Source organism: Nocardioides sp. LML1-1-1.1, from assembly GCF_040676175.1.
Classification (GTDB): domain Bacteria; phylum Actinomycetota; class Actinomycetes; order Propionibacteriales; family Nocardioidaceae; genus Nocardioides.
In genome coordinates this window covers 471,171-484,185 of the sequence record NZ_JBEGHK010000002.1, presented here as the reverse complement: position 1 = coordinate 484,185, position 13,015 = coordinate 471,171, and the positions used below count along the sequence as shown (strand labels likewise).

The window sequence follows — 13,015 nt, the reverse complement described above, 5'->3', positions numbered from 1 at the left end:
GGTGGTGGGCTCGGGGTGGCGTGCTCAGTCGTGGGCGAAGGTGATCCGCGGCAGGATCCGGCGCAGCCAGGCGGGCGTCCACCACGCGGCGCGCCCGGTCAGGCGGAGCAGGACGGGCAGCAGGACCAGGCGGACCAGGAAGGTGTCCAGGAGGACGGCGACGCCCAGGATGACGCCCATCTCCTTGGGGGGCAGCGGGCCGGACAGCGAGAAGGTGAAGAACACCGCGACCATGACCGCGCCGGCGGCGAACACCACGCGCCCGGAGTGGGCCACCGCGCCGACCATGGCCTCGCGCGGATCACCGCTGCGCTCGTGGTGCTCCTTGGCCGAGGACAGCAGGAAGACGGTGTAGTCCATCGCGATCGCGAAGATCATGGCGAAGAAGAACACCGGCGCCCAGGCGTCGAGGAAGCCCTGCGACTCGAAGCCGAGGAGACCGGCACCCCAGCCCTCCTGGAAGACCAGGCGAGCGACGCCGAAGGCGGCGGCGGTCGAGAGCAGGCTGACGACGGTGCCGAGCAGGGCGACGAGCGGTGCCTGCAGGGCCACGAGGAGCAGGAGGAACCCGAGGGCCAGGATCACCGCGATGACGAGCGGGGTGGACGTGTCGAGCTGGGCCTTCAGGTCGAGGTTCTCCACGGCGGCGCCACCGACCAGGGCGTCGCCGGGCAGGTCCTCCCGCAGCCGGTCGACGGTCCGCGCCAGGGCGGGGTCGGACGGGTCGACCGAGGGCACGGCCTGGATCATCGCGAGCGGGCTGCCGTCGGGAGCGTCCGCGGGCGGCGAGGCGACGGCGATGCCCGGGTCGGCGGCGAGCACGGCGGCTGCCTCGTCGGCCTGCGCGCTCGGTACGACGACCTGCAGCGTGCCGGGAGCGCCGTCGCCGAACGCGTCCTTGACCTGGTCGTAGCCGATCCGCGCCGTGGAGTCCTCGGGCAGGACCTTGATCGAGGGCATCGCCGTCCGCAGGCCGAGGACCGGCGCGGCGAGCGCGACCAGCACCACCGATGCGCCCAGGCCCCAGGCCAGGGGGCGCCGCCACAGTCGCTCTCCCCACGCGGCGAACCGTGGCGAGCGGTGCTCGCCGGCACGCGCCCAGGGCAGCGCCAGGCGGTCGATGCGGTCGCCGAGCTGGAACAGCACGAGGGGGAGCAGGGTCAACGTGGCGGCGAGGACGAAGACCACCGCCAGCATGATCCCGCCGGCCATCGACCGGAACGACGGCGAGGGCACCAGCATCACGGCGGAGAGCGAGATGAGCACGGTCGCCCCGGACAGCAGGACGGCCTTGCCCGCGGTGTCCATCGTCCGGGCGATCGCCGTGTGCGGCGAGCCCGGCGCGCTCGCCCGGGCGGCGCGGTAGCGGACGACCAGGAAGAGGGCGTAGTCGATGCCGAGGGCGAGCGCGAACATCATCGCGAAGTTCATCGCCCAGATCGAGACCGGGACGAGCTCGTTGATGAGCACGAGCGAGCCGGCGGAGGCGACGAGCCCGGCCAGGGTCAGGACGAGTGGCAGCCCGGCCGCCACGAGCGCGCCGAAGGCCAGGACGAGGATCGCCAGGGTCACCGGCCAGGAGAGCATCTCGGAGGTGAGCATGGCGTCGAGGTTCGCCTCGTTGAAGTCCGACCACAGCAGGGAGGCGCCGGTCGGGTTGACGCTCACCCCGCCCGTGGAGAGGTCGGCGAGCGGCCCCTTGAGGTCGTCGGCGGCGCGGACCATCTCGTCGGTGCTCGCTGCGGCGCCGGCCAGCAGCACGGCGGTACGACCGTCCTTGCTCAGGCTCGCGCCGGGCTGGGGTGCGAGGACGGCGGCGATCCGCGGGTCGGCCTCCAGGAGGGAGGTCGCCCTGGCCAGGACCTCGGCACCGGCGCCCTCGGTGACCGGGCCGTCCTCGGAGTGGACGACGACCTGGAGGCCGGAGCTGGCGTTGCCGCCGAAGTGCTCGACGGCGAGCTCGCGGGCGGCGACGGAGTCGGAGCCGTCGGCCTGCCACCCCGCCCCCGACAAGGAGCTCTCGACGCGCGGCGCGAAGGCGCCGAGGCCGACGATCAGGAGCAGCCAGACGACGGCGGTCAGGCGGCGGCGACGGGTGACGCCGACGCCGAGACGGCCGAGGGGGCCGGGCCGGTAGTCGGTCGCGGGTCCGTCGGCGGGAGCCGCGGGAGAGGTCGAGGCAGAGGAGGTGGACGAGGACATGGCTTCCTTCGGGGAGGGGGACGGCCGATACCCTAGGGGGTATAGTTGGATCAGTCAAAACACCCCGGGGGGTATACGGGCCGCCGGGTCGAGACGGCCCTCCGCGGCCGAGGAGGAGCAGGCACACGATGAGCACCTACACCCTGAGCACGACCGTTCCCGGTCCCTTCGAGACGGTCGTCGAGCGCGTACGAGCCGGGCTGGCCGAGGTCGGCTTCGGCGTGATCAGCGAGATCGACATGGCGGCCACCCTGAAGGCCAAGCTCGGGGTGGACATCCCCCCGCAGCTGATCCTCGGGGCCTGCCGGCCCACGCTCGCTCACCAGGCGCTGCAGGCCGATCCGTCGGTCGCGGCGCTGCTCCCGTGCAACGTGGTGGTGCGCGCGGTGGACGACGGGCTCACCCTGGTCGAGTCCCTCGATCCGTCGGTCATGGCTACGCTGGCCGGCGACGCACTGCGCGGGGTCGCCGACGACGCGGGCGAGCGCCTGCACGCCCTGAGGGCGTCGCTGACCGAGGAGATCTGAGATGCAGCTCGAGACCGAGTCCATGAAGCCGGTGGTCAACCGGATCAAGCGTGCGCAGGGTCAGCTGGCCGGCGTGGTGCGGATGCTGGAGGAGGGCCGGGACTGCGAGGAGGTGGTGACCCAGCTCGCCGCCGTCTCGAAGGCGCTCGACCGCGCCGGGTTCGCGATCGTCGCCGCGGGCCTCCAGCAGTGCATCGTGGAGGGTGGCCCGGACAGCCTGGACACCAAGAAGATGGAGAAGATCTTCCTCACGCTCGCGTGAGGCCGTGTCCCGGCGGCACCCGCCGCCGGGACCGCGTGGTCCGTGTCAGGCGCTGAGGTCGCCGACCTCCGGGGTGCTCGCGCCCAGGGCGCGCAGCGCCTCGACGTACCGCTCGACGTTGCCGAGCTTGACGTGCTCGTAGCCCCGGACCATGTCCGGCAGACCGGCGATCTCGACCGCGCGGTCGTAGCCCTCGACGCTCAGGTCGCGGGCCAGCTCGCTGACCAGCGCGCGGTAGTGGTCGCGCAGCTCGCGCTCGACCTTGCGCACGTGGGCGTAGCCGAAGACGTCGGCGCGGGTGCCGCGCAGGCGCTTCATCCGGGCCAGCGCCCGCAGCGAGCCGTGGCTGCGCGGGCCGAACGAGATCTTCTTGTCGCGGCCCATCGCGCGCAGCATCGGCGGGTGCAGCTTGAACGCCACGGTGCCGCCGGGGAAGGCGTCCCCGGTGGAGGCGAGGAAGGCCGGGTCGGTGAGCAGGCGGGCGACCTCGTACTCGTCCTTGTACGCCGTCAGCTTGAACAGGTGGCGTGCCACCGACTCGCTGAAGCGGGTCTCGGTGGTCACCGCGCGCTCGGCGGCGGCGACCTCGCGGACCAGGGCGACGTAGGAGTCGGCGAGCTGCTCGTCCTGGTAGGCGACCAGGTCGGCGGCGCGCTGGCTCACCAGGCGCAGCAGCTCACCCTCCAGGCCGGAGGCCGCGACCGAGGCGGGCGGTACGACGACCGCCGGCTCGTGCATCGCGGCCGCCGTGCCGGCCGCGCGGAAGGCGGCGGGGTCGGCCACCGCGGCGCGGCCCCAGCGGAAGGCGGCGATGTTCGACGCGACCGCGGTGCCGTTGATCTCGATGGCCTCCTCGATCGCGGCCGCCGGCAGCAGCAGGGCGCCGGCCTGGTGGGCGGCGCCGACGAGCAGGAAGTTCGCGGCGAGGGTGTTGCCGAAGATCCGCTCGGCCGCCTCCAGGGCGTCGAAGTCGAACAGCGCCAGGCTCGCGGTGCGGACCCGCTCCAGCAGGCCCGCCTCGTCCGGGTGCTGCACGGCGGGGTCGTTGACCATGGCGCCCGTGGGGGTGCGGCTGGTGGAGACCACCGTGCGGGTGCGCGAGGCGCTGCCGTAGGTCAGGTTGCGGTCCTCGGCCAGCGTCAGCAGGTCGAAGCCCAGGAAGCAGTCCGCCGAGCCCGGGGTGAGCCGGTTGGCGGGCTCCAGGTCGCCGGCCGCGAACCGCAGGTGACCGACGACCGGCCCCGCCTTCTGGCTCATGCCCGTCTGGTCGAGCGACTCCACGGCGTACCCGGCCCGCAGTGCCGCGGTCGCCAGCACCTGGTTGACCGTGACGATGCCGGTGCCGCCGATGCCGACCATGAAGACGTTCTGGGTCGTGGCGACCCGCTCCTCCGCCGGGCTGGCGGCGACCGGCGGCGGCGTCGGGATGCTCTTGCGGGCGGGCTTGGTGGTCTTGCTCTTGTCCTTCTTGGCGCGACGCTTGCGGGGCGCCGTCTCCACGGCGACGAACGACGGGCAGTCGCCGTCGAGGCAGCTGTAGTCGGTGTTGCAGGAGGTCTGGTCGATCCGGGTCTTGCGGCCGTACTCCGTCTCGACCGGCTGCACCGAGAGGCAGTTGGACTTCATGCCGCAGTCGCCGCAGCCCTCGCAGACCGCCTCGTTGATGACGATCCGCTGGGTGCGCTGGGGGAGCGCGCCGCGCTTGCGCTGGCGGCGGGCGTCGGCGGCGCAGTGCTGGTCGTAGATCAGCACGGTCACGCCGGGGACGTCGCGCAGCAGCCGCTGGGCCTCGTCGAGCCGGTCGCGGTCCCACAGCAGGGTGCCGGCGGCGAGCTCGCGGCGCCGGTAGCGGCCCGGCTCGTCGGCGCACACGATGATCTTCTTGACGCCCTCGGTGGTCAGCTTGTGCGTCAGCTGCGGCACCGTGAGCGCGCCCTCGGCGTCCTGCGCGCCGGTCATCGCGACGACGTCGTTGTGCAGGATCTTGTAGGTGATGTTCACCCCGGCCGCGACGCAGGCCTGGACGGCGAGCTGGGCGGAGTGGAAGAAGGTGCCGTCGCCGACGTTCTGGAACATGTGGTCGGCGTCGGTGAACCAGGCCTGCCCGATCCACTGCGCGCCCTCGCCGCCCATCTGGGTCACACCGGTCACGGCGCTCTCGGGGCGGTCGGAGATGGTGACCATGACGTGGCAGCCGATGCCGCCGCCGCCCATCGAGCCCTCGGGCAGGACGGTGGAGCGGTTGTGCGGGCAGCCGGAGCAGAAGTACGCCGAGCGGCTGGCCGAGAGCAGCGGCAGGACCGTGCGCGGGCGCTGCGGCGGAGCCACCGTCACCCAGCCCTCCAGCGCGTGGCGCAGCGGCGCGAGCAGGCGGCCCGCGGTGAGCTCGCCGTCGGCCGGGACGAGCAGCTGGCCGCTCGCGTCCTTCTTGCCGAGGATGCGCGGCGCGTGCTCCGTGCCGTAGAGCAGGTCCCGGATCTGGGTCTCCATGAAGGACGTCTTGTCCTCGATGACGACGATCTCCTCCAGGCCCTGGGCGAAGCGTCGTACGGCCTCGGGCTCGACGGGGCTCATCATGCCGAGCCGCATCACCCGGACGCCGGCGTCGACGAGCGCCTCGTCGCTCACGCCGAGGTCGGTGAGCGCCTGGCGCAGCGAGTCGAAGCAGGAGCCGGACGCGACCAGGCCGAACCGGGCCCCGGGGGTGTCGACCTCGGTGACGCTGAGGTCGTTGCGCGCGGAGTACTCGTGCACCAGCGCCGTCCGCGGGCCGACCAGCTCGGCCTCCGCGCCGATGATCATCGCCGGGCGCAGCACGATCGGGCTCTGCGTGTAGGCGTAGGGGTTGCCGTTCCAGTCGATCGCGGGGGCGATCGGGTTGACCTGCAGGTCCTTGCTGTCGACGACCCACGCACCGTCCGCGACGTCCGCGACGATCTTCAGCGCGACCACGCAGCCGGTCGCGCGCGACATCTCGATGGCGTGCAGGCCCAGCGTCACGATCTCGGTCGCGTTGCGCGGGAAGAGCACCGGGATGCCCAGCGCAGCGAGCGAGCGCTCGCTGACCGCCGGCACCGTCGAGGACTTCGACGCCGGGTCGTCACCGACGAGGAGCACGGCCCCGCCACGGCGGTTGACGCCGTACATGTTGGCGTGGCGCAGCGCGTCCGTCGCCCGGTCGACGCCGGGGCCCTTGCCGTACCAGAAGCCGGTCACGCCGTCGTACTTCGCCGGGGCGGCGGGCAGGTCGATCTGGCTGCCCCACACCGCCGTCGCCGCGAGCTCCTCGTTGAGCCCCGGCACGAACCGGATGTCGTTGGCGTCGAGCACGTCGCGCATGTCGCCGAGCATCTTGTCGAGGCCGCCGAGCGGGCTGCCCTGGTAGCCCGACACGAAGCTCGCGGTCTTGAGCCCGCGCCGCCGGTCGAGCGCCCGGTGCTCCACCAGCAGCCGCGCGATCGCCTGGACGCCGGTCAGCAGCATCGGCGGGGCGTCCGTGCGGAACCGGTCTGCCAGGTCGTACGGCGTCGCCGGCTCCGGCGTGGTCGGGCGGTTGAGCAGCTCGGTCATGCGGGGCTCTCCTCGTGCGTGCGCGTACGTGCGGGTGCGCGAGAAGCGTCTCTGCTGCGTGCTCCGGGTCACAAGGTTGGCCGTCCAGTTGAGCGAAGATCCGCAACCATCCGGCTGTTTTGTGTCTCCCTTGAGCAACGATTGCGGTGTGTCGCTTATCGTTTGTTGCGTGACCGACGCCGCCGTCATCGACGCCACCGACCGCGCCATCCTCGACCTCCTGCGCGAGAACGCCCGCCGTCCGCTGCGCGAGATCGCCCAGTCCGTCGGCCTCACCGTCGCTCCCGTCCAACGCCGCATCGCCCGGCTGGAGAAGCTCGGCGTGATCGAGCGCTACACGGTCCAGATCAACCACGGCCGGATCGCCACCGGCATCGAGGCCGTCATGGAGCTGCGCTTCTCCGACGACCTGGACCTGGCTCAGGTGCTGGAGTTCGTGGCTGGTGTGCCTGAAGTCGAGGAAGTGCTCACGTTGGCCGGTGACCCGGACGCGCTCGTGCGGATCCGGGTGGAGGGCGTGGAGGACCTACGGCGGGTGGTGAGCTCGCTGCGGTCGGGCGGGGCGGTCGCCAGCACCAAGACGCTCGTCGTATTGGAAGGGTGGACGCGGTTCGGATGAGGGTCGCTTGTCAGCTGCCTCTCAAGAGGCGCGTCGTTTGTTGGTGCTGCGGCTTGTGTCGCAGCTATCGCTTCGCATAGGTGAAGCCACCCCGCCAACCCCCGTCGGATTTACGACCGTCGCGATGGCGCCTCGTAGTCACTTAGCGCGCGGAGGGCCGGGCGCTTTCCGCTCTTCTGTGCCTGCCTCGACAAGCGCCTGATGACTTCCTGTCAGCTGAGGTCGCGCAGTGCCGCATGGCGATCGAGATACTTTCGTGCTAGGCGACGCTCTGAGCTACCTCCGTAGCGGCGATGGTCTCGGCGCCAGTCACAACTTCGCTCCGGCTTCGCACGGTCGTTGCCCGCTCAGTGCGACCAACACTAGCCCTCGCCTTGAGGGCGTCCGGCCGATTGTCAATGACTGACCTGTCGTACGTCGAACCGCATGCACGCCCGTCGACGCGTTGTTCCCCCTCCCGACTGCTGGGCTACCCGCGCTCGTTGAGCCCTGACACGGGATTCCAGACCCATTTTCGCTTGTGCATGGTGAAGCGGAGGCTTGTCTGCCCGCGAATCAGTTCACGGGCTCGATCGCCGTCTCTAGGAATCTGCGCTGCAGGTTTGATGGTCGGGGTCTGGACTTCTCGCGACGCTGGCTCCAGCACAATCCAGTTCCTCTTGAGGCCGATCTCAGGGACTTCCAGCACAACGTCTGTGGCGGCTGAAGTCGAGCGGTTGAGGAGGGTAGCCTTCACCGAGTTCAGCGCTCGGGTTTCATCATCCACGACCTCAGACGCGAACACGGTAACGGTCGCTGTAACGAGCTCAGCATCCGCGCGCTCGAGCCGGCGCACGGCGGCCTCCGCTTCATCCGCGGCTTTTCGCTCGTTGTACTGCTGAATCTGCTGAGCGTGCTGATCCGCTTTACGGGCAGCAGCCTCCGTCCGGTGCACGATGTAGGCGAGCACTAGAGCGCCGATGGTGACGAATGTTCCTGCCCATGTGCCCAGCGCCTCGAACTCCGACGAAGTGAGGTCGTTCGTCATCGCTCGTCCCGTCAGGAGGCCCAAGACGGTGCCCATTACTAGGAAAGCGCAGGCCCACACCACGGGGTGTCGTTGGATGCCTGCGGGATGCCCCTTCGTAGGATCTGAGCTCATGGCGAGTGATGTTGCCATGCGGCGCGGCCAGATGAACCGGACGCGCGGCTCCGTTTGCGTCCTCCGCCACTGACTGCTTTGCAGCTTCGCATTGCGCGGCATTCCGCCGCAACCGACCATCTAGGCACTTGGGCCGCACGCACCCTGCGTTCGTAACCGACTGTTGACCTCACCCCTACCGCATGCGCCTGATCGTCAATCTTCGCGGGCTCTTAGCCGCTGGGTGAGCCGCTCGGCAAGCGTCGACAGCGCGGTCGCATGCTTTGAGCCAACCCGTGATGATGCACTACCTATCACCTCAACGACCGCCTCGGCTTCGCGTCTCCTGCTACGCCAATGCGGTGTCCAGGTGGCCAAGCTCAGCTTCGCGGTGAGCTCTTCAAGGACGGAGGCGGCGTCTTCCACCGGTACCGGCTCCACGACCTCGACCAGAGCCTTCGCCGTAGATAGGTTCAGATCGATCTGACCAGCCCAGTTGAGCAAGAAGCCTTCGGCGAGACCGAGCCGGTACGCCGACGGCCAGTCGTCGAGGCGGGGGTCGTCCAGTGCGGGATTCACGGTGACCGCCCAAGCGTTGCCGAACCCGCCGCCTGCTCGCTGCCCGACGACGACGCCCATGCTGCGCTGCGCCAGCGGAAGCTGGGTCGGCAGGTCCACGGACCGCAGCGCCTTCACGAGACCGGAACGGGAGATAGCGCTACTGACAGCCTCGATGAAGACGCCTGCCGAGCCAGCCAGCACCGGGTCCAGAAGGCGAAGCGCCCAGGCAGACCAGAGCATGGCCGCGTCGACCGCGGCGCGTTCGGCCGCATCGGTAACCTCAGGCATCCGTGCGCGACCGTGACCTGTGCCGACGTCGTTGCGCAACTCATTCACACGCTTGACCATCGTCGCTGCCGACTGTGCGATCGCTCGGACCGCCTGGTCATTCCCGAGGTCAACGGGCCGCATCCCGAGTTGCTTTTGAGCAGCGTCCACTACGGCAGGGAACTTGGCCTCGTCGCCCAGCGTCGCGCCGGTCGCCTCCAAAACCACGCGCGCGATGCATTCGACAAGCTCCTTCGAAGCGCCGACGGCTGCAGGCCGATCCGTTGCTTCGAGCGCCCGCACAAGCCGGTCGCGATGCGCGATAACCACATCCCAAGACTCCTGATCAAGATTTTCTGGCTTCCACAACTCAGCAATGTCGCGTGGTGGCACAGGGCAAGCCTGCCATCCTCGATACCGCGGTCGTCACCACTCAGCCTGACGGCCCGATGCTCCGACTGCCCCACAGCATGCAATTGTCGGACGCTACAAGGTGTGATCGAGCAAGGGCGAGGCCGTCATGCCGCCGCGTTCCGGCCGGGCAGGCGACAGCGCGCGCCGGCTACGTCTCGCGAAGCACGTGCACTTCCGTGGCCGGGCCGACGTCGCGCCCGCAGAGACCATGACGTGGACAATGGCCAAGTGGAAATCAAAAAGGGCCTTAGTCATTGGGCGACAGCAGCGATCTCTTGGTTGCGCAGCCACACTCCGCTCTGGCTCAGCGGCTTGGTGAGAAGAGGGCTCCGAGCCGCGGCAGAGGCCCCGCAACTCGATCGGCTTGATCGCGCTGCAGCAACCGCTTTCGACCGCGTGTTCTGCGAGGGCATGGCAAAGGACCCTGAGGGCTTCCCAGCGAAGTGGCAGAAGCTGCTCGACGAGGGAGCCTTCGATGACCTTTATGACAGCGCCGCCGAAGAGATGGCCACGAAGGTCTACGGCTCGCTGCGCGAGTCGGCCCCCCGGCTCGCGAGGAATCTGCGCCGCGACGAGCTGCGACTCGCGAGAAGGATGAGGCGGGTGTGGGGTCGCGCCGACATAGCGTTCCAAGCCAACAACTACCTCGGCTACGAGTTGGGCGCACATATTGCACGCTCCGGCAAGCAGCACAGCCCGAAGATGGTGGCACTCCTCGGCGCGCACGGCAGAGCGCTGCGCACCGCTAGCGAGGTTCGCCAGCTTGCCATGTCTGGCTTCCACGCAGGGGCGACCGCGAGATGGCGTTCGCTCCACGAGCTATCCGTGCTCGTTTGTGTGCTGAACCAAGCTGATGAAGTGATTTCCGAGCGCTACCTCGCTTACGCCCGAATCGAACAGCTTCGCGACCTCAAGCACTTCCAGCAGCACGCCGAAGCTCTCAAGCGGAGGCCATTCGGACCTGACGAAGTCGAGTTGACCGAGCAACAAGCAGCCGAAACGGTGGAACGCTGGGGGCCCGAGATGAAAAAAGAGAACGGATGGGCGTTCCCATTGTTTATTGGACAGAAGCGAGTGACTTTCGTCGATCTAGAGTCGCTCGCCGGCCTCAGTTATCTTCGTCCCTTTTACCGTCTCGGAAGCAACCACATTCACTCCGGCTCCCGCGCCAGCGAGCTGAACCTGACCGATCTAACTCCACACGGAACGCCAGCAATCACGGTGGGCGCATCGGTGTTCGGCGACATCGCAGAAACGTGCCACGGGGCGATGATTAGCGTCCATCAGGCGACTGAGGCACTCGTCAGCGGCTTCTTGAACGAGTCAACCGATGGCGGACTGGACCTTCTAGTGGGCTTGAAAGCGCAGTCTCGCTTCATCGACGAATCGGGCGAACTCTGGGGGTATGCTGCCGATGAGGCGCGGGCACGTGGATGGTTCAGTCATGGGCCAGACGACTAGAGGGCGCACCTCAGGACTGGTCCAGTGAGCTCCCACTCTGGCTCGGCGCCAAGACAGCTGCACCTAACCGCCGCCTACGCGCTCGGATCAGAATCCTGACGTCGCCACGGGAAATTATCGGAATCCGGCCGTCACGATGATGCAGAACGTTGGTCCCTGCAAAGTTGGCGCAGCGCCTCCAACTCGTGACACCGCCCGAGTTCGTGCACAGCGAATAGCTCGATCTCCTGCCCGGCCGCGGTTGTCAACAAGTCCTCGGCGGTGTCGGGCATCGCGATCGCCGTCGAACTCAAACAGATCATCGTCGGGCACCGCCGCGACCCAGACCCTATGACGAGACCGGAGGTAGCGGGCCCGTTGCGGCCGTGGGGGACGAACACGCCGGCAAGTCTGAAGAGTGCATAGCCGGAGCTCCGCGCGAAGGGCGCGCAGCCGACCGCGAGTCGTCGGTGAGTTCGCTACGGACTCACCTGCGTCGTACCGCCACTAGTGCGGCGAAAGGATACAGCACGCGAGCGAGAACCGTGCTCGGGTGATCGCGGCGGCGCTTTGACACTGCCGGGCCCTAGGGCCCCGACTGGTCCTGCTCCTCGCGCTTGTCGATTTCCTCCGACAGCCAGATCAGTTCTCGCGTCTCGGCCTCGTAGCCCGGCTTGCCGACGTTCTCGAACGGGTTGCTTTCACGCCCGGGTAAGTGCAGTCGATAGGCGTCGTTGTGCAACTCACGGCCCTCCTTGCCGCGACGCTGGGCGTCGAGGATGGTCTCCAGGACCTCGGGCTCCGCGCCACGGAACAACTTGCGTGTCTCCTCCAACGCTTCCTCGGTGGCGGGCGGAATCTCCTCCGCCCACCGGGCCTGCTGCTTCGCCTCAATGTGCTCGCCGAGCCGTAGCTGCCAGCCAATCTGGTGAACGTGCCGGATGACGTCTGCGAGCGACTCCTCCTCGGCGATCTCTTGCGGGGCGACCGCATCGCCGTTGTCATCAAGGTCGACGTAGAGGCCCTGCTGTTTCAGAATGTTGTGCTTCTCGGTCCACTGTTCGATGGTCCCCAGATAAGCGGCGGTCTCGTCGCGGTCGGGCTCGATGGTGTCGAACCAGTACGGCTCGTTCACCAGGAATCTGTGGACGAGCCGAAGCTTCTTCGGGTGGCTGGCCCACAACTGATTTAGCTGCTCCGTCACGAACGGCTCGCCCTCGGGGGCGTAGGCCATCTCGACCCGTCGCTCATGGATCGCAATGGCCTTCCCAGACTCCTCCATGCCGAGGATTGCGAGAGACCGAGCAAGCCCTAAACTTCCAAGGTCGAGCACCGCGAGGGCGGCATTGAGCAGCCGATCCGCGTTGGCAAGCAGGGCGTCCTCCACCGCGACCACCTGCTCCGGCGACATGTCAGGGAGCTGCTTCCGTTTAGACACGGGCACAGTCTGTCCTGCAGCTCCGACGCCCCACACGGAGATCTATTAGGGGCTCTCCCGCCGCGAGCGATGGGAGTCCTCCGTCAAGGCCGAGGGTCGATGCCGCGTTCGAACGATGGTCGACGATGAAGTCGGCCTGCCCATCAGACAGTTGGGCTCGCCAGATGCCCCCGGTCGTCAATCGTGCGTCAGATCGCCGCGATCCGCCCAGCTGATAAGGCCATCCGGTGCCGGAAGTAAGTCTGCGGTTGGCTTACAGCCGCGTGATGCACGCGAGCGGGCGCAGACTCGTCGATTGCTTCTGGGACCTCCGAGACGATGCCCACGATCACCCTGATCGATGGCGAGGCATCACCGCTGAGGGATGTTCCAGCGGTTGGCGGAGTGTGTCGAGGCTGCGGAAGACGGGAGTGATTCGATCGATTGGCGCCGAGACGTCACCGATCAGCTAATCGCTTGGCGTGTGAGCGAGAGGGACGGCGGGTCAGCCCCCTGAACTCACACGCGGAGCGCGCGCCAAAGCCCACTGCCTCCTGCGACGGCGGAGCTTTCGATGGCTCTGTGCCAGCCGGATCTATGGACTGAACGTCCAGGT

General features: G+C 68.5%; 9 protein-coding genes. 4 read left to right on the top strand and 5 right to left on the bottom strand.

What is annotated here, in order from left to right:
• Positions 1-24 precede the first annotated feature (24 nt).
• Positions 25-2,202, bottom strand: a complete 2,178-nt coding sequence (locus tag MRBLML1_RS08985) for an MMPL family transporter (RefSeq protein ID WP_364514493.1) — start codon at positions 2,200-2,202, stop codon at positions 25-27.
• A 128-nt stretch (positions 2,203-2,330) separates the two neighbouring features.
• Between MRBLML1_RS08985 and MRBLML1_RS08980 the strand changes: the two genes are divergently transcribed.
• Both MRBLML1_RS08980 and MRBLML1_RS08975 read left to right on the top strand, forming a co-directional pair.
• Entirely contained in the window at positions 2,331-2,729 is a 399-nt protein-coding gene (locus MRBLML1_RS08980) for a DUF302 domain-containing protein (protein WP_364514490.1), read from the top strand.
• A gap of 1 nt (position 2,730) precedes the next feature.
• Positions 2,731-2,991, top strand: a complete 261-nt coding sequence (locus MRBLML1_RS08975; RefSeq protein WP_364514487.1) for a metal-sensitive transcriptional regulator — start codon at positions 2,731-2,733, stop codon at positions 2,989-2,991.
• Between the two features lie 45 nt (positions 2,992-3,036).
• Here MRBLML1_RS08975 and MRBLML1_RS08970 read toward each other — a convergent pair whose 3' ends face one another.
• Entirely contained in the window at positions 3,037-6,561 is a 3,525-nt protein-coding gene (locus tag MRBLML1_RS08970; RefSeq protein ID WP_364514484.1) for an indolepyruvate ferredoxin oxidoreductase family protein, read from the bottom strand.
• Between the two features lie 169 nt (positions 6,562-6,730).
• On the opposite strand from MRBLML1_RS08970, the gene MRBLML1_RS08965 reads away from it, so the two are divergent.
• On the top strand, positions 6,731-7,180 hold the full coding sequence (locus tag MRBLML1_RS08965) for an Lrp/AsnC family transcriptional regulator (RefSeq protein ID WP_364514481.1): 450 nt from the start codon (positions 6,731-6,733) through the stop codon (positions 7,178-7,180).
• A 469-nt stretch (positions 7,181-7,649) separates the two neighbouring features.
• Here MRBLML1_RS08965 and MRBLML1_RS08960 read toward each other — a convergent pair whose 3' ends face one another.
• Together MRBLML1_RS08960 and MRBLML1_RS08955 are read right to left on the bottom strand one after the other, a co-directional pair.
• Positions 7,650-8,207 carry a hypothetical protein gene (locus MRBLML1_RS08960; RefSeq protein WP_364514478.1) on the bottom strand — a complete coding sequence of 186 codons (558 nt, stop codon included), beginning with the start codon at positions 8,205-8,207 and terminating at the stop codon, positions 7,650-7,652.
• A gap of 309 nt (positions 8,208-8,516) precedes the next feature.
• On the bottom strand, positions 8,517-9,521 hold the full coding sequence (locus MRBLML1_RS08955; protein ID WP_364514476.1) for an abortive infection family protein: 1,005 nt from the start codon (positions 9,519-9,521) through the stop codon (positions 8,517-8,519).
• A 249-nt stretch (positions 9,522-9,770) separates the two neighbouring features.
• Here MRBLML1_RS08955 and MRBLML1_RS08950 point away from each other — a divergent pair, with 249 nt between their 5' ends.
• Complete coding sequence (locus MRBLML1_RS08950; protein WP_364514473.1) at positions 9,771-11,003, top strand: DUF5677 domain-containing protein; 1,233 nt, start codon at positions 9,771-9,773, stop codon at positions 11,001-11,003.
• A gap of 565 nt (positions 11,004-11,568) precedes the next feature.
• Here the strand turns inward: MRBLML1_RS08950 and MRBLML1_RS08945 are convergent.
• Complete coding sequence (locus MRBLML1_RS08945; RefSeq protein ID WP_364514470.1) at positions 11,569-12,393, bottom strand: AbiV family abortive infection protein; 825 nt, start codon at positions 12,391-12,393, stop codon at positions 11,569-11,571.
• Between the last annotated feature and the right edge of the window lie 622 nt (positions 12,394-13,015).